A 17,513-nucleotide genomic window follows, 5' to 3' on the forward strand; every position below is an offset into this window, starting at 1 on the left:
TATGGTTCAACAGAAAGTGGAAGTTCGATTAAAGACAGGACTGCAGGCGCGTCCTGCTGCTTTGTTTGTGCAAGAAGCAAACCGTTTTACGTCAGATGTGTTTCTTGAGAAGGATGGGAAAAAAGTAAACGCAAAAAGCATCATGGGACTGATGAGCCTTGCGGTAAGCACAGGCACTGAGGTGACCTTGATTGCCCAGGGAGAAGACGAACAAGAGGCGCTGGAAAAGCTGGCTGCTTATGTTCAAGAAGAAGTTTAGGTGATAAAGATGAGTGACTTTCTAAATGACTGCTTTCAGAAAATCGGCTGGGAGAAAGACCATGTCAGCTTCGGCGATCTCCCCCTTTTTCTCGAAGCAATGGCATACCGTTTCCCATTTGAAAATCGTGCCGTACTCGCAAATGAGGATTATAAGGTAACAAAAGAAGAGCTATGGCGCCGTCTGGTCAAAGAACAGCGCGGCGGTCTGTGCTACGATTTAAATGGTTTCCTTTATTTTGTCCTGCGGGAGGCCGGGTTTCAAGTGAAGCTCATTCGGGGGACGGTTTATGCAGGACATCAAGAAGAGTGGGCGTTAGACGGAACGCATGCCGCTGTATTGCTTTCTGCGGAAAAAGGTGATTATATCTTAGATATCGGCTTCGGCATCAACCTGGCGCTCCAGCCGATACCGCTTTCCGGAGAAACGGCACAATCACCTGTCGGGTCATTCCGAATCATAGAAGAAGAGACAGAAAAGGGCAGTCATGTGCTGTGGATGGATAAAGGCGAAGGTTGGCAAATCGGTTACGCTTTTACCCTTGATGAGAGCGATGCCGGTGATTTAGATGACATGAAGGACATGATTCATTCTCATGAAAAATCTCCTTTTAACAAATCACTGCTCGCTTCAAAGCTGACATCGAACGGACGGATGGTCATGTCTGACCGCCATTTGACGATTCAGGAAAACGGCGGAGAGAGCCAAAAAAGTGATATTGTCTCTTCAGAGTTTGAAGAGAAATTAAATACTTATTTTTTGTAACATGAAAAGCTTGCAGACATACTGCAAGCTTTTTCTTATGAACAAGTATTGATAACTACATCAAATGCATCTTCCGGGATATACAGTTTCCCTTTTTCATATTGATAAGGAATTTGATGCTCTTTAAAGCACTCTTTTTCGTATTCAGTTAGTGAATCTCCAATTTCTATGTATTCCCCGGTATAGTTCGGCTGACATGCTGAAAGAATTGACGTAATGGTGACAAAGAGCATGATTTTCTTCATAATGACACCTACTTATCAAGAAGTTTTTTCCTTTTTTTATTCTACCATAACGAATAGAAAAAGACCGATTTACGATCCCGACACATGCTATAATGAATTTTGGAATCTTCTAGAAAAGTCATCACGAAATACATGTAAGGGGGGATAAACGTGTATCGGATTTTGCTTGTGGAAGATGATGAACGCATTGCTTCTTTGCTGGGCGGTCATCTTCAAAAATACGGATATGAAGTGAAAATTGCTGAACAGCTGAATGATATAAAATTGAAATTTATAGAAATGAAGCCGGATCTTGTGCTGCTTGATATTAATCTTCCTTTTTTTGACGGGTTTTATTGGTGCAGGCAAATTCGTACCATTTCCAATGCGCCGATTATCTTTATATCGGCACGAACCGATGAGATGAATCAGGTGATGGCGATTGAAAATGGCGGCGATGATTATATCACGAAGCCATTCCATTTAGAGGTAGTGGTGGCCAAAATCAAAAGCGTCCTGCGCCGCACATATGGTGAATACTCGCCCTCTTTGTCACAGGAATCAAGAATAATGGAGCTGGGCGGGCTCACGATTTATCCGGAACAGAACGAGGCGGAGTGGAACAGCACCCGCATTTTGTTTTCACAAAAAGAATTTCAGCTCCTATCCATTTTCGTGAAAAAACATAAAAAAATTGTCTCTCGTGATGAATTATTGGAGGCGTTGTGGGATGACGTTGATTTTGTCGATGATAATACGTTAACGGTCAATGTCAATCGGCTGCGGAGAAAACTGGAGAATGCAGGACTGAAAGATTGCATTTCAACGATAAGGGGACAAGGCTATCAATTTCAAGTCAATCGGAAGGATGAACCGGAGTGTTAAAGACGTATCTCATTGACCGCTTAGCCATAATTTTATTTTCATTATTAGGGATAGGGACGGCTATGCTGATTGCGTATTTAAGCATCATAGAGAGCGGCGCAGAACCTCCCGCAGAAAATATGATGTACATATGGGTTTTACCCGGTGTTCTTTTAGCCGCCGGTTTTGCTGCTGATTATGTTCGGCAATTTTCCTTTCTGACTTATGTCAAAAAGCTTGCAGAACAAGCGCCTTCTTCGAATGACATCGGACAGGCTTTGAAAGCCCGAAACCCAAGAACTCGAGAGCAGGCGCTTTGGACGAAAATGATCAACACACTCGGGCAGCAATACGAAGGCAGGCTCTTACAATATATGAATCAGCAAAAACAGCATTATACTTTCACCAATCAGTGGGTCCACCATATGAAAACGCCGGTTTCTGTTATTTCCTTAATGATTCAAGAAGGAAAAAACGGAGCCTCTTCTTCTTTTCCGACGTTTTTAGAGGAGCTTGAGGATGAAAATGAGAGATTTCGCCACGGTCTTGATATGATGCTGCAAACAGCCCGGCTGGAGGAATTTGCATTTGATGTAAAGCCCCAAACCTTTGATGTGGCCGAGCTGGTCCGTTCACTTATTAATCAGGAAAAACGGCAGTTTATCAAACGGCGCCTTTTTCCAACATTACATGTGCCGCCAAACGCCGTTCAGATTTCCAGTGATCAAAAATGGCTTTCCTTTGTCGTCGAGCAAATCCTTTTCAATGCCTTGAAATACTCAAAGCAAGGGGTGGGAGACCATATTACAATCCGGATAGAAACGCAGGGGCGTGAGACGCGTCTGTCGGTTGCTGATGAAGGCATCGGCATACCGCCGCAGGATCTGCCGCGGATTTTTGACGCGTTTTTTACCGGAGAAAACGGACGAAGCATGAAAGAGGCAACGGGAATGGGTCTTTATTTAGCAAAACAGGTATGCAGCCGGCTTGGCCACCACCTGTATGCGGAATCAAAAGAAGGGGCTGGCACGGTGATGACCATCGTGTTTTCAAGTGACACCCTAGTGAATGTGACAGCATTGTAAGGTTGGAGCGCGGAATTGCAAGAAAGTTCGATGGGAGGCTGCTGACTTCCTTTTTATAATAAAGAAAAAGGAGGAGCAGAACATGAACGTGTTACAAACAACGAACCTGTCGAAAACGTACTATTCAAATAAAGGAACGATATCATATCAAGCGCTCAGCGACTTTGACCTCAGTGTGGCAAAAGGAGAATTTGTCGGCATTATGGGGCCGTCGGGAAGCGGAAAAACCACGCTTCTGAATTTGCTGGCCACCATTGATAAGCCGACCCAGGGTGAGTTGATGATTAACGGCATTCAGCCGAAAGCGTTAAAGGACCAGGAGCTGGCTCTGTTTCGCAGAAGAGAACTCGGCTTCGTCTTTCAGGATTTTAATCTGCTTGATACGCTGACGGTTCGGGAAAATATTCTGCTGCCGCTCGCACTGGATAAAGTAAAGCTGAGAGAAATGGAAGCCCGTCTGGATGAATTGGCCAATGCATTGCAAATCAAGCATATTCTCGATCACCGGACATACGAGGTGTCCGGCGGGCAGCAGCAGCGGGCCGCTTGCGCCAGAGCTATTATTCACAATCCGGCGCTCATTCTAGCTGATGAACCGACAGGAAATCTTGATTCAAAATCGGCAAAGCAAGTGATGAACACGCTGGCTCAGCTGAATGAAGAAAAGGAAGCGACGATATTATTGGTCACGCATGATGCGACAGCGGCGAGCTTCTGTAAACGGATTGTTTTTATTAAGGATGGCCGTTTCTTTTCAGAGATTCACAGAGGGACAAATCAACAGGTGTTTTATCAAAGTATATTGGATACCTTGAGTGTGTTGGGAGGCGATTTTCATGAATTTGAGAACCATCGCCCGTAAAAACATTCTTGGGAATCTGCAACGGTATGTCGCCTACTTTTTAAGTTGTGTGTTTGCCGTTTCCGTGTTTTTTGTCTTCACATCTTTCATTTTTCATCCGGATGTCAATGAAGACAATATATATGGCGGAAGCCTTGTCAAAACGTGCTTAAGCGCAGCCCTTGTCGTCATTATTGTGTTTTGTCTATTTTTTATCTCATATTCGAATTCGGCGTTTTTGCAGGCGAGAAAGAAAGAGTTTGGGCTGCTGACACTGTTCGGAACATCAAAGCAGCAGCTCCGCAAGATGATTTATTATGAGCAGTCTCTGATCTCTCTTGCGGCGATTGCGGCAGGTATTGGAGCAGGGCTGTTATTTTCAAAGCTGTTTTTTATGATCATGACATGGATGCTCAGCGTGAAGGTGCCGATTTCGTTTGTCATTGTGCCGAAAGCGTTTGAGCTGACGGCTGCGGGCTTTCTCATCCTGTTTCAGACGCTGCTCATTTTATCGCTGGGGCGGATTCGCAAGCTGGAAATCATTGAGTTGATGAAATCGGCTCAAAAGCCGAAAAGCTTGCCGGCCTATTCGAAATGGCTCACTGTGCTGTCATTGCTGTGCCTCGGCGGAGGTTATTATCTCGCTGCGACTGCAAATGTGATCGACATGGTGTTTCGGGTCTTTCCGATTCTGATTTTAGTGTTAATTGGCACGTATTTCTTTTTTACCCAAAGCAGTGTGGCGTTTTTCCGGATGCTGTACAGAAAAAAACACAGCTTCTATAAAGGCACCAATATCATTGTGCGTTCCAATATGATCTTCCGACTCAAGGATCACGCCAGCATGCTGTTTTTAACCTCTATCATTACAGCGGTTATACTCACAGCTACAGGTGTCATCTATATGTTTTATGCCGATTTGCAAAGGCAGGAGGAGCAAAGCATTCCTCAGTCTGTTGCATGGGTGGAAAAAGACGCTTCCCGTTTTCAGGTGATGGAGCCTGCGAGAGCGGAGAGCACACTGAGAAAAGCAGATGCTGAGATTAAGTATAAGGTGAATGCCACAGGGATTCCTGTCACTTTTCAATCAGACCTGCCGTATGGAAACAAGAAAACGGAAGCGGAAGCCTTGCTGATTTCAGAGAAAATCTATAATCAAGTCGCAAAGGAAAAAGGTTACCCTGTTATTCATTTACAAGAAAATGAAGCGTTTATCAATGTTCCTTTTCAGATGATGGTGAAAGATACATTTGGAGAAGGGGAAACAGCAGCATTTCATATGAAGTCAGAAAAAACACTTTCCTATGTCATGAAAAAGCAGCAAAACAAAGGGGTATTGATGTCAGTCGGAGGAGTCAGCCGTTTATTGGTCGTCAGCGAAAAAAGCTTTGACAGCCTGACACGGGATGTGCCGCTGAAGGAACAGATGAGAGTGGTAGGTTACGAGCTCGAGCATTGGCAGGAGACGGTGGATGTCTCTGAAAAACTTGAAAACATGGTGCCGAAAGAACATACATCTGATTTTCAAACACGTGCTCCAAGTTATCAGATTGTAAAGCAGGCCGTGGCATTAACGCTGTTTATAGGAATGTTTGTCAGCGTGTTGTTTTTTATCGTGCAAGGAAGCATGCTGTATTTGCGGATGTTTACGGAAATAGAGGATACGAGATTGCAGGTGTTAGCGTTAAAGAGGATAGGGATTACGGACAAAGAAATTCACTCCATCCTTGGAAAACAAATTGGATTTTTATTCTTCATCCCGTTTATCGCGGGTACCATTCATGCAGGCTTTGCGTATGCAGCGTTAAGCAATATGCTGCATTCCAACTTATTTCTGGAGGCTGTACTGGTCATCATCATTTATTTTGTGTTTCAGGCAGTATACTATCTTGTCACCCGCTACATCTATAAGCGTGCTGTTCTGCAGCATATCACATTTTAACATCAGTCTGTTTCAGACCGGATGTTTCAGCGTGTCGACAAACCCTCGCATTCGTTGTCAGGCCTGCGCGTCGGTGCTCACGACTTACGAAAGGAACGGCGGCTAAATGCTTAGGCGTCCTGCCTAAACGCCGCCGTCATCACATCCTATGAAAGTCTGCTCCGATGCTCGTCCTTCCTAGACTTCAAGGGTTTTCCATCACGCTGAAAAGATGACAAAGACCTAAAACGAAAACCGTTTTAGGTCTTTGTCAACAATCTGTAACAGCCGGTCTGTATCAGACCGGCTGTTTTTTTATTATTGAAATTCTCTTGTGAGATTTTTCGGCGTTTGTCCTTGGATGGCTGCGATCATGTTTTCGGCAGCCTGTTTGCACATGTTGAAGCGCACTTTTGCTGTTGCTGAACCGATGTGCGGGAGCAGTGTCACGTTATCCAGCTGTAAGAGCGGGTTATCTTGTGTGACAGGTTCTTTTTCGTATACATCTAAGCCGGCTCCTCTGATCCAGCCTTCTTGCAGGGCGCGAATCAGCGCTTTTTCATCAACTGTCTTTCCCCGTGAAATATTGACGAAAATTGCTGAATCCTTCATCATCTTAAATTCGCGTTCCCCTATCATGTGATACGTTTCATCAGTCAGCGGCGTAATGAGCAGAATAAAGTCAGATTGTTTGAGCAATGTATCGAGCTCAGCGTACTCGACGCCGATGCTGTTTTCAGTTTCTTGTTTGCGATGGCGGTTATGATAAAGCACTTCCATATCGAAACCGAATTTGGCGCGTCTTGCGGCTTGTTCGCCAATTCTGCCCATGCCGATAATGCCTAACTTTTGATGATGAACGTCAATGCCGAAAAGCGCTTCTTCTTCAACGGTTCCCCATTTTCCGGCTCTGACGAAACGGTCCAGTTCGGCAACACGTCTGGCGGAAGATAGAATGAGAGAAAAGGCCAGATCCGCGACGGTATCATCCAGTGTATAAGGCGTATGAGTGCCGGCGACTCCACTTTCTTTCATCGCTTCTATATCGAAGTTATCATAGCCGACGGATTGGTTGCTGACCACTTTGAGCTTTGGCGCATGTTCAAGCAGTTCACGATTGATGGACGGTCCGGACGTTCCTGTAGTTAAAAGCCCTTCCGCATCTTTTAATTTCTCAAATAGCACGTCACTCGGAAGCGTATCTTCCTGCCATATTTCATAACGGCAATGTTCATCGATGAATGATTCAATCTCTTCAGGAATCGGTTTTGTGATGAATACAAATGGTTTCAACAAGGCTCCCCCTTTATGGCTGTTGTCTTTTTTATTATATCGGAAATAAATAGATGTTAAAAATATAGCTATGTTCATTTTGATTTCTGGTTCTTTTGAACTTAAAATGGATAAGAAAACCGGATGAACAGCTAAATTGGCTTAAATAAGTTTTTTAATTATCTGAATTCACCTATATTTTTTGTCAGACAAATCATCCATATCGAGTTGAAGCCAGATTATAGGGATCAATAAATATAAATTTTATTATCTTTGAAAGATATAAATGTTTCTGTTTTTATTCTACAGTTCAATTATAGTGTCTTTTTGTGAAAGCCTTTTCGAGGCGTATTCCTATGCTATAATTCCTTACTGTAAGCTGGGTAAGAAGGCTTGCGAAATCATATGGATGGGAGATGAATCAAATGGTTTCTTTAACATCAATTTTGGAACACAATCAGCGGTTTGTCAGAGAGAAGAAGTACGAACCGTACAAAACGACAAAATTTCCTTCAAAAAAGCTCGTCATTGTCACCTGTATGGATACAAGGCTCACCGAACTTCTTCCGCAAGCAATGGGGCTTAAAAACGGCGATGCTAAAATTGTTAAAAACGCGGGAGCCATCGTTTCCCACCCATTTGGAAGCGTGATGCGCAGCATACTGGTCGCGATTTATGAATTGCAGGCTGAAGAGGTGTGCATTGTCGGCCACCATGAATGCGGGATGTCGGGACTGAATGCGTCCTCGATTCTCGAGAAAGCAAAGGAACGCGGAGTGGAAGAAAGCTGCCTGAACTTGCTGGCTAGCGCCGGACTTGATTTGAAAACATGGCTGACTGGTTTTCACAGCGTAGAAGAAAGCGTTTCCCATAGTGTGAATTTGATCAAGCATCATCCGCTGCTGCCGAAAAAGGTGCCGGTTCACGGACTTGTCATTCACCCTGAAACAGGAAAACTTGATGTCGTCATTAACGGTTATGAAACTGAGCTCATAAACACTCAATCATAAGGGAGGTTATAGCAAAATATGCGATTCTCAGGGAGATTCAAGTCCTATAATTTACAGAAATTTCAGAAAGACTTGATTGCAGGTATCGTAGTAGGTGTCGTGGCAATTCCTTTAGGGATGGCGTTTGCCATTGCTTCGGGAGTTCAGCCTGAATACGGGCTGTACACTGTTGTTGTGGCGGGGATTTGTATTTCTTTGTTTGGGGGCTCCAAATATCAAATTGGCGGTCCGACAGGCGCCTTTGTCCCGATTCTATTTGGCATTGTGATGCAGTACGGCTTTGAGAACCTGTTGATTGCAGGGTTTATGGCAGGAGTCATGCTGGTGCTGTTCGGGCTGTTTAAGCTCGGAAAGATCATGAAATTCGTGCCGAAACCTGTTATCGTCGGTTTTACAGCCGGGATTGCCGTGCTGATCTTTACAGAGCAAATCGCTAATTTTCTTGGTTTAAGTAATATTGAGAAACATGAGAATTTTCATCACAACATGTTTGAAATTGCACAGAATCTCGGCACCTTCAATGTGTATGCCATTTTGACAGCGGTGATCGGGCTCGTCATTTTGCTTGTATCCGCCAAGGTGATGCCTAAAGTACCTGGCGCTTTATTGGCGCTTCTTATTTCGACATTGGTCGCGGTTGTCTTTTTCCCTGACCGTATGGCAACGATCGGGTCAACATATGGAGAAATTCCCCGCCATTTGCCTGAATTTCAGTTTCCTGAGCTTACATTCGATAAAATGGTCATGCTGTTTCCGGCAGCCCTTGTCATCGCGCTTCTTGGCGGCCTTGAGTCGATTTTGTCCGCGATGGTCGCTGATAATATGAAGGGCTCAAAGCATGACAGCAACAAGGAGCTTGTCGGCCAGGGAATTGCGAATATGGCTGCGCCGCTGTTCGGCGGAATCCCGGCAACAGGAGCGATCGCCAGAACGGCGACCAATATTAAAAACGGAGCGGTGTCTCCTGTTTCAGGCGTTGTTCACGGTGTAGTCGTTCTTCTTGTCCTGCTCGTATTCGCGCCTTATGCATCCCATGTGCCGCTTGCCAGTATGGCGCCGATCCTCATGGTTGTCGCATGGAATATGAGTGAGCGCAAGGAAGTCGCAAACATGCTGAGACTGAAAACCGCTGATTCCTTTATTTTGGCAGCAACCTTTGCGCTAACCGTTCTGTTTGACTTAATCGTCGGTGTGGGAATTGGCTTGCTGCTCGCATTTGTGTTCTTCATCAGAAGAATGAGTGAAGCAACCCGCATCCACAATCAGGAATCGCATCCTTTTTTGGCGAAGACAACAAAGAGAGAAGACCCATCTGTCAGCATGTATGCCATAGAAGGACCGTTGTTTTTCGGGTCAATTGATTCGCTTGAATCTTCACTGCTGGAGCATGTACAGAAAAAGCCAAAGACCCTTATTCTGCTCATGAATAAGGTGCACTACATGGACACGTCGGCCGAAGCTGTGCTTGGGAACATTATGAACCGAATTAAACGCCACAACGGAAAGCTGATGATTGTAGGACTGCAATCGCAGCCGAAGGAACTGCTGCATAAAACAGGCCTATTTCACAAAATAGGGAAACAGCATTTCTTTGATCACCACGATGAAATCAGAGGTTAAAAAAAAAGCGGCCGTTGCGGCCGCTTTTTTATGCATGCTCAAATCGTTTTGTCAGTTTTTCTTGGTGTGCCTTCATCACCTCTTCTAAGGATACACCGTACATGTCAGCAAGAATGGCGATATTTCCGATGACATCTCCCATTTCCTCAATCAATTCTTGTTTTTGCTCAGCTCGTGATGATTCTTTCTCATCCGGCCGGTCTCTGCCGATTTCATATGCTCTGACAGCCCGTGCCAGCTCTCCTGCTTCCTCCATTAAAAAGCTCACCCGAATAAACGGTCCGTACTCTGTCCAGCCTCTTTTTTCGTAAAAATCTTTCATCCATTTCTCTGCATCAGTCAGCTGCAACATTATCACTCCTGCATTCTTTATGTATTTCATATTGATATTATCACATGAAGGTGGGACAATATATAGTGTGTTTTTTGAACATTTGATACGATATATAGATGCGGAGATGAAAAAATGAAAACAATATGTGTATTTGCGGGATCAAACCCGGGGGGAAATGAAGCGTATAAAACAAAAGCGGCAGAGCTAGGCGCATACATGGCTGAGCAGGGAATCGGCCTTGTCTATGGGGGCTCCCGCGTAGGTTTGATGGGCGCGATTGCCGACGCGATAATGGAAAACGGCGGAACTGCGATCGGGGTCATGCCGAGCGGTTTGTTCAGCGGGGAGGTCGTCCATCAAAACCTGACTGAGCTGATTGAAGTAAACGGCATGCATGAACGAAAAGCCAAAATGAGCGAGCTGGCGGACGGCTTTATCGCCATGCCGGGCGGCTTCGGTACATATGAAGAATTATTTGAAGTGCTTTGCTGGGCGCAGATCGGCATTCACCAAAAGTCGATCGGACTGTACAATGTGAATGGATATTTTGAACCGATGATGAAAATGATCAAATACAGCATTCAGGAAGGGTTTTCCAACGACTCGCACCTTAAACTGATCCATAGCTCTTCAAGGCCAGATGAGTTAATTGAGCAAATGCAAAACTACTCGTATCCGATTTTAGAGAAAAAGTGGACGGAAATTTAAAAACCTTCAAGTGAGCCACCTGCCGTATTTGGTCTGAGTCTGGCCGTGCATCCATGGCCTTGATCCTCTATTCTATGGGAGTATTTCAGGTGGAAAATGAACTGAAAATCGAGTTTTTTCAACAAAGGAGGTTTCCTGAAGGAAATCTCCTTTTTTCTATTCTTTTTGCTGCTAGTCTATTCAGTTGTAAATAAAGGACTTTTTCACTAGTTTGGATAATATGCACAGGTAAGGAGGGGATGAAAATGGCAACATTGTCAGATGTGGCGAAAAAAGCAAATGTTTCGAAAATGACGGTATCACGAGTGATAAACCATCCTGAGACGGTGACAGATGAATTGAAAAAGCTTGTTCATTCTGCGATGAAAGAGCTGAATTACATCCCTAATTATGCGGCAAGAGCGCTCGTGCAAAACAGAACACAGGTTGTCAAACTGTTGATTCTTGAGGAAATGGATACGACAGAACCATATTACATGAACCTGCTGACCGGAATCAGCCGGGAGCTGGATCGCAATCATTATGCTCTGCAGCTTGTGACAAGAAACTCTCTCAATATTGGCCAATGCGACGGCATTATTGCCACCGGCTTGAGAAAGACTGATTTTGAAGGTGTGATCAAAGCTTTTGAGAAGCCGCTGGTCGTATTTGGACAAAATGAAATGGGCTATGACTTTATCGATGTAAATAACGAGAAAGGCACTTTTATGGCAACACGTCATGTGATGGGGCTGGGGGAGCGGGAAATTGTCTTTATTGGTATTGATTTAGATGAGCCTTTTGAACGTTCAAGAGAACAGGGATACATTCGGGCAATGAATGAAAGCTTTAGAAAAACGAAAATATTTCGGATCGACAACAGTTCTAAGAAAAGTGAATGCCTTGCAAGCGAAGTGCTGAAATCTCTGGATCATCAGGCCGCGTTTGTCTGCGCATCCGATCGGATCGCGCTCGGCGTCATTCGTGCCGTGCAGTCGCTTGGAAAACGAATACCGGAAGACGTCGCGGTGACCGGGAATGACGGTGTTTTTCTTGATCGCATCTCCTCGCCCCGGTTGACTACGGTCAGACAGCCTGTTGTTGAAATGGGCGAAGCCTGTGCGAGAATGTTACTGAAAAAAATGAATGAAGGCGGGGCCGCTCAAGGAAATCTATTTTTTGAGCCGGAGTTGATTGTACGGGAATCAACACTGTAAGCGAATTATTCTGTTATCGGTAACAAGGTGAAAAGGATTGTTCCTGATATTTCATCATGATACTTTCAAGCTAAGAGCCGGCCTAATGAAAACGGAATTCAAAGGGGGAAACATGATGGAATATGCAGCGATTCATCATCAGCCGTTCAGTTCTGATGCTTATTCTTATGACGGGCGGACGGTGCATATCAAGATTCGGACAAAAAAAGGTGATGCAGATCACATTCGATTCATTTGGGGTGATCCTTATGAGTACAACGGCGGCAGGTGGTCGGCAAACGAGCAGCCGATGAGAAAAATTGCTGCAACAGACATGCATGATTATTGGTTTGCTGAAGTGGTGCCGCCATTTAGGCGTCTGCAATATGCGTTTGTTGTTACAGACCGTCATGAAGACATCTTTTTCGGAAGTTCAGGTGTATGCCCTTATAACGAAAAAACGCTGGAGACGATCCATTATTATTTTAAATTTCCATTTGTTCACGAGACTGATACATTCCAAGCGCCTCAGTGGGCCAAATCAACGGTTTGGTATCAAATTTTTCCGGAGCGTTTTGCGAATGGAAGAGAAGACTTGTCACCGGAGAATGCATTGCCGTGGGGAAGCAAGGATCCGGACGTCAATGATTTTTTTGGAGGAGATTTGCAGGGGATTATTGACAAGCTTGATTATTTAGAGGATTTAGGGGTGAACGGGATTTATTTAACGCCGATCATTTCCGCGCCTTCTAATCACAAATACGACACGCTGGATTACTATTCTATTGATCCGCATTTTGGAGATCCGGAGCTTTTTCGCACATTGGTCAGCCAGCTTCATCAGCGGGGGATGAGAATGATGCTTGATGCTGTTTTTAACCATATAGGAAGCGCTTCTCCGCAGTGGCAGGATGTCGTGAAAAACGGAGCTCAATCACGCTATAAAGACTGGTTTCATATTCACTCTTTTCCTGTCAAAGAAGACAATTATGATAGGTTTGCGTTTACACCCGATATGCCGAAGCTAAATACGGCTAATCCCGAAGTACAGAGATACTTGCTAGATATTGCTTTGTACTGGATTCGCGAATTTGACATTGACGGCTGGCGTTTGGATGTGGCCAATGAAGTGGATCACGTTTTTTGGAAGACATTCAGGCAAGCTGTATCAGCGGAAAAGCCGGATGTTTATATTGTAGGAGAGATCTGGCATTCCGCCGAACCTTGGCTTAGGGGAGATGAATTTCATGCGGTGATGAACTATCCTTTTACAGAGCCTATGATTGAATATTTTGCTGACGGGACGATTCCAGCCTCGCGCATGGCCCACCGTGTAAATGCCCATTTGATGAATGGAATGAAGCAGGTCAATGAGGTGATGTTTAATGTACTGGATAGCCATGATACAAAACGCCTTTTGACCAGATGCCGCAATGACGAGAAAAAAGCACGCGCTTTGCTGGCCTTTATGTTTGCCCAGATAGGTTCACCATGCATCTATTACGGAACGGAAATCGGGCTGGACGGCGAAAATGATCCATTATGCCGGAAATGTATGGTTTGGGAAAAAGAGAAGCAGAACCAAGACATGCTGCGATTTATGAAACGGTTAATTGCTTTGCGCAAACAGGAAAACACTTTATTGACTGAGGGACATCTTGAGTGGAATCTGCTTGATGACCAAAACCATTTTATTCGTTTTTCGCGGACTCTTGAGGAAAAAACACTGATTTATTTCTTTAACCAGGGGGACGCGACTCGACATGTCAGTTTGCGAGATTTGAATATTGAAAGGAATAAGAAAATCTACGATGTATGGACAGATCAGCGGCTTCATCATCACGATGTCATTGCCGTTCAGCCGGGAGAATTTTTTATTTTGGGTGCTGCCGTTCCTGTTTAAATTCTGTTATCGGTAACAAGTTAAAATATGTTGTAACCGCTTTCTGGAGAGCCATACAATTGTTGTAGATTCATAAATAAAGGGGGAAAAGGGATGATACTTGTTAAAAAGGGGTTCGTCTTATTGGCGGCATCAGTCCTGACATTCGGCCTTGCCGCCTGCTCAAGTTCAAAAGATCCGGCAAGCTCTGACGGCAAAAAGGTACTGACTGTATCTGTTGAAGAAACTTATAAAGATTACATTGAAAGCATCAAAGCAACATTCGAAAAGGAGAATGATGTCACAATAAAAATGGTTGAAAAGCAAATGTTTGAGCAGTTGGAAGCGCTTCCTCTTGATGGCCCGGCGGGGAATGCACCTGATGTGATGCTCGCTGCCTACGACCGGATAGGCGGTTTGGGCCAGCAAGGACATTTGCTTGATATTAAGCCATCTCACACAAAAAGTTTTGGAGATAAAGAGATGCAGCAAGTAACGGTTGACGGCAAGGTGTATGGAATGCCGCTAGTGATTGAAACACTTGTTTTGTATTACAACAAAGATCTCTTACAAACAGCACCAAAAACATTTAAAGATCTTGAAACATTAACAGAGGATTCCCGGTTTGCGTTTGCTTCGGAAAAAGGGAGATCAACCGGATTTTTGGCAAAATGGACTGACTTTTATATGTCGTACGGTTTGTTGGCCGGTTACGGCGGATATGTATTTGGAAAAAACGGCACAGATTCCGGGGACATCGGCCTAAACAATAAAGGGGCTGTAGAAGCGGTGAAATATGCGGAGAAATGGTTTAAAACCTATTGGCCAAAAGGCATGCAAGACAATTCAAGCGCAGACGATTTTATTCAGCAGATGTTTTTAGATGGCAAAGCGGCTGCAATCATCGGCGGACCTTGGTCAGCTGCCAACTATAAAGAGGCTGAATTAAACTACGGAGCGGCTCCCATTCCGACATTGCCAAATGGAGAAGAATATGCCCCTTTTGCCGGCGGGAAGGGATGGGTTGCATCAAAATATACAAAAGAACCCGATCTGGCTGAAAAATGGCTTGAGTATGCTGCAAATGATGCCAATGCTTACGCTTTTTATGAGAATACAAACGAAGTTCCGGCCAACACAGCTGCGAGAAAGAAAGCGGATGAGCAAAAAAATGAGCTGGCGTCAGCTGTGATTAAACAATATGAAACAGCGACACCGACTCCGAATATTCCTGAAATGGCTGAGGTATGGACAGGAGCGGAAAGTTTGATTTTTGATGCGGCTTCAGGAAAAAAAGCGGCGCAAACGTCAGCGAATGATGCTGTAAACGTCATAAAGGAAAATATCAAAGAAAAATATGTGAAATAAACGGCGGGACAGCGTCCGGAAGAATAGAGGGCGAAAAAATGAATAAACACTACACACTTGCAAAGCAAAAACGAAAGGCAGGGCTTTTATCAATCATTCCAGGACTTGGGCAGATTGCGAATCAGCAGTTTTTAAAGGGGATCTTGTTTCTTGCCGTCACAGGCTTGTTTGCTTTTGAATTACACGTTTTCGGTATTCAGGCGCTCACCGGATTGATTACATTGGGAAGTGTTCCCGGTGTTGACCACTCACTGTTTATGCTGATTGAAGGCACGCTGCAATTGATCGTGACAGTGATTTTCCTCATGTTCTATATCTTTACTATTTATGATTCGCGTAAGATCGCCGCTATGAAAGCGGCGGGTTTGGAAGTCAATACAACGGCCAAGGATATGATCTGTCATGCGGGTGATAAAGGGTTTCCATATTTTTTTACACTGCCGGCGTATATCATGATGGTGTTTGTGATTATTTTTCCGGTTTTGGTGACTCTGTTTATTGCATGTACAAACTATGATTTTTATCATATCCCGCCTAACAGTCTGATTGACTGGGTCGGTTTTAAAAATTTCTTGAATATTTTTTTCCTCGGCTCCTATCGTGAAACATTTCTGAATGTACTTGGCTGGACGATCATCTGGACAATCTGTGCGACAACGCTGCAAATCATTTTGGGGATCGTGACGGCACTTTTCGTTAATCAGGATTTTATAAAAGGCAAGCGGATATTTCGAATGATTTTCTTATTGCCATGGGCTGTTCCGGCTTTTATTACAATCATGAGTTTTTCCAACATATTTAACGACAGCATAGGGGCGGTGAATGCACAAGTGATTCCTTTATTAAATCACCTGCCGTTTGTAGAGCTGCCTGCGATCGCGTGGAAGACTGATCCTTTCTGGACAAAGACAGCCCTCATTATGATTCAGACCTGGCTTGGCTTTCCCTATATTTATGTCATGGTAACGGGAGTGCTTCAGGCGATTCCAGGTGAACTGTATGAAGCGGCAAAGATTGACGGGTCCACTTTTATCCAGCGTTTTCAACATATTACATTGCCAATGATTTTATTTGCGACAGCACCCGTGATGATTACCCAGTATACGTTTAATTTTAATAATTTCTCGATTATCTACTTATTTAATGAGGGAGGACCGGGCAGCGCGGGAGCCGGGGCTGGGTCGACCGATATCTTAATTTCGTGGATTTATAAACTGACAACAGGCACATCACCGCAATATTCCGTTGCGGCGGCTGTTACACTGTTAATTTCTTTCATTGTCATTGGAATTTCCCTGATTGCTTTCAAAAAATCGAATGCTTTTGGCAATGAGGAGGTTATGTAAGTGAACGCGGGAACGGCCAGAATGCTGAATAGAATCTGTACTTATTTATTTTTGACGCTGTTAAGTATAGTCATTATATATCCATTGCTGATTACGGCATCATCCGCTTTCCGTGTGGGAAATGCGGCGGCTTTTCAGCTTGATTTTTCGGGTTCGTGGACTTTAGATCATTTTAGGCGGCTATTTGACGAGACGCTTTACCTTCATTGGTACAGTAATACACTTATCATCGCGTTATCGGTCATGGTCTTGCAGGTTACGATCGTGACGCTTGCCGGATATACGTACAGCCGCTATCGGTTTGCGGGACGAAAAAAGAGCCTGGTCTTCTTTCTCATCATTCAAATGGTGCCGACGATGGCAGCGCTTACTGCTTTTTATGTCCTAGCGATGCTGATAGGCGCACTCGATCAGTACTGGTTTTTGACAGCGATCTATATCGGCGGCGGAATTCCGATGAACACGTGGCTGATGAAAGGTTATTTTGATACTGTGCCGAGAGAAATTGATGAAGCGGCGCGAATTGATGGAGCGGGACATCTGAGGATTTTCGCATCAATTGTTCTCCCGCTTGTTAAGCCGATGCTTGCAGTACAAGCGCTTTGGGCGTTCATGGCGCCGTTCGGCGACTATTTGCTGGCGAAGTTTTTGCTCCGCTCATCGGAAAGGCTGACCATCGCTGTAGGATTGCAGTCCTTTATTTCAAATCCGCAGCAGCAAAAAGTCGCCCTGTTTGCAGCCGGAGCTATACTGGCCGCATTGCCGATATGCGTCTTATTCTTTTTTCTCCAAAAGAACTTTGTGTCCGGGCTGACAGCCGGCGGAACAAAGGGGTAATT

At 44.5% G+C, this 17,513-nt stretch carries 17 protein-coding genes; 14 read left to right on the forward strand and 3 right to left on the reverse strand.

All coding sequences use genetic code 11. The features are described from left to right. Position 1: 1 nt before the first annotated feature. A complete protein-coding gene (locus tag JMN17_RS10055; protein ID WP_003219835.1) occupies positions 2 to 259 on the forward strand; it encodes an HPr family phosphocarrier protein in 258 nt (85 codons plus the stop codon). Further along, positions 260 to 1,024: an arylamine N-acetyltransferase family protein gene (locus JMN17_RS10060; protein ID WP_087993777.1), complete on the forward strand. Its 765-nt coding sequence runs from the start codon at positions 260 to 262 to the stop codon at positions 1,022 to 1,024. Between the two features lie 35 nt (positions 1,025 to 1,059). Here the strand turns inward: JMN17_RS10060 and JMN17_RS10065 are convergent, their stop codons facing one another. Continuing rightward, positions 1,060 to 1,269, reverse strand: a complete 210-nt coding sequence (locus JMN17_RS10065) for a hypothetical protein (RefSeq protein WP_087993778.1) — start codon at positions 1,267 to 1,269, stop codon at positions 1,060 to 1,062. A gap of 150 nt (positions 1,270 to 1,419) precedes the next feature. Here JMN17_RS10065 and psdR point away from each other — a divergent pair, with 150 nt between their 5' ends. From psdR to JMN17_RS10085, 4 genes are all read left to right on the forward strand, one after another. Continuing rightward, the gene (gene psdR, locus JMN17_RS10070; protein ID WP_202327979.1) at positions 1,420 to 2,133 is read left to right on the forward strand and encodes a two-component system response regulator PsdR; all 714 of its coding nucleotides are present in this window, start codon (positions 1,420 to 1,422) and stop codon (positions 2,131 to 2,133) included. Next, entirely contained in the window at positions 2,127 to 3,197 is a 1,071-nt protein-coding gene (gene psdS / locus JMN17_RS10075; RefSeq protein WP_087993780.1) for a two-component sensor histidine kinase PsdS, read from the forward strand. Before psdR ends, psdS begins: the two co-directional genes overlap by 7 nt. Positions 3,198 to 3,279: 82 nt before the next feature. Then, entirely contained in the window at positions 3,280 to 4,059 is a 780-nt protein-coding gene (gene psdA, locus JMN17_RS10080; protein ID WP_087993781.1) for a lantibiotic ABC transporter ATP-binding protein PsdA, read from the forward strand. Further along, positions 4,034 to 5,980 (forward strand): ABC transporter permease, encoded by a 1,947-nt coding sequence (locus JMN17_RS10085; protein ID WP_087993782.1) that lies wholly within the window; start codon positions 4,034 to 4,036, stop codon positions 5,978 to 5,980. The genes psdA and JMN17_RS10085 overlap by 26 nt, the downstream gene beginning before the upstream one ends. Before the next feature lie 297 nt (positions 5,981 to 6,277). Here the strand turns inward: JMN17_RS10085 and JMN17_RS10090 are convergent, their stop codons facing one another. Continuing rightward, positions 6,278 to 7,255, reverse strand: a complete 978-nt coding sequence (locus JMN17_RS10090) for a 2-hydroxyacid dehydrogenase (protein ID WP_202327980.1) — start codon at positions 7,253 to 7,255, stop codon at positions 6,278 to 6,280. A 392-nt stretch (positions 7,256 to 7,647) separates the two neighbouring features. Between JMN17_RS10090 and JMN17_RS10095 the strand changes: the two genes are divergently transcribed. Together JMN17_RS10095 and JMN17_RS10100 are read left to right on the forward strand one after the other, a co-directional pair. Beyond that, positions 7,648 to 8,241: a beta-class carbonic anhydrase gene (locus JMN17_RS10095; RefSeq protein ID WP_087993784.1), complete on the forward strand. Its 594-nt coding sequence runs from the start codon at positions 7,648 to 7,650 to the stop codon at positions 8,239 to 8,241. Positions 8,242 to 8,259: 18 nt separating this feature from the next. Further along, positions 8,260 to 9,861, forward strand: a complete 1,602-nt coding sequence (locus JMN17_RS10100; protein ID WP_087993785.1) for a SulP family inorganic anion transporter — start codon at positions 8,260 to 8,262, stop codon at positions 9,859 to 9,861. A gap of 28 nt (positions 9,862 to 9,889) precedes the next feature. Here the strand turns inward: JMN17_RS10100 and JMN17_RS10105 are convergent, their stop codons facing one another. After that, a complete protein-coding gene (locus JMN17_RS10105) occupies positions 9,890 to 10,210 on the reverse strand; it encodes a MazG nucleotide pyrophosphohydrolase domain-containing protein (RefSeq protein WP_087993786.1) in 321 nt (106 codons plus the stop codon). A 117-nt stretch (positions 10,211 to 10,327) separates the two neighbouring features. Here JMN17_RS10105 and JMN17_RS10110 point away from each other — a divergent pair, with 117 nt between their 5' ends. The 6 genes from JMN17_RS10110 to mdxG all read left to right on the forward strand — a co-directional run bounded on the left by JMN17_RS10110 (position 10,328) and on the right by mdxG (position 17,511). Further along, positions 10,328 to 10,903: an LOG family protein gene (locus JMN17_RS10110; protein ID WP_202327981.1), complete on the forward strand. Its 576-nt coding sequence runs from the start codon at positions 10,328 to 10,330 to the stop codon at positions 10,901 to 10,903. Positions 10,904 to 11,148: 245 nt separating this feature from the next. Next, entirely contained in the window at positions 11,149 to 12,099 is a 951-nt protein-coding gene (locus JMN17_RS10115) for a LacI family DNA-binding transcriptional regulator (protein WP_202327982.1), read from the forward strand. Positions 12,100 to 12,211: 112 nt separating this feature from the next. After that, complete coding sequence (locus JMN17_RS10120) at positions 12,212 to 13,981, forward strand: glycoside hydrolase family 13 protein (RefSeq protein ID WP_202327983.1); 1,770 nt, start codon at positions 12,212 to 12,214, stop codon at positions 13,979 to 13,981. A gap of 93 nt (positions 13,982 to 14,074) precedes the next feature. Further along, positions 14,075 to 15,328, forward strand: a complete 1,254-nt coding sequence (locus JMN17_RS10125) for an extracellular solute-binding protein (protein WP_202327984.1) — start codon at positions 14,075 to 14,077, stop codon at positions 15,326 to 15,328. 38 nt (positions 15,329 to 15,366) lie between these two features. Next, positions 15,367 to 16,674, forward strand: coding sequence for a maltodextrin ABC transporter permease MdxF (mdxF, locus tag JMN17_RS10130; RefSeq protein ID WP_202327985.1), 1,308 nt, complete (start codon positions 15,367 to 15,369; stop codon positions 16,672 to 16,674). Next, positions 16,675 to 17,511, forward strand: coding sequence for a maltodextrin ABC transporter permease MdxG (mdxG, locus tag JMN17_RS10135; protein ID WP_202327986.1), 837 nt, complete (start codon positions 16,675 to 16,677; stop codon positions 17,509 to 17,511). Positions 17,512 to 17,513: the final 2 nt, after the last annotated feature.

The sequence above is a fragment of the Bacillus sp. RHFS10 genome, from assembly GCF_016757475.1.
Taxonomy (GTDB): domain Bacteria; phylum Bacillota; class Bacilli; order Bacillales; family Bacillaceae; genus Bacillus; species Bacillus subtilis_G.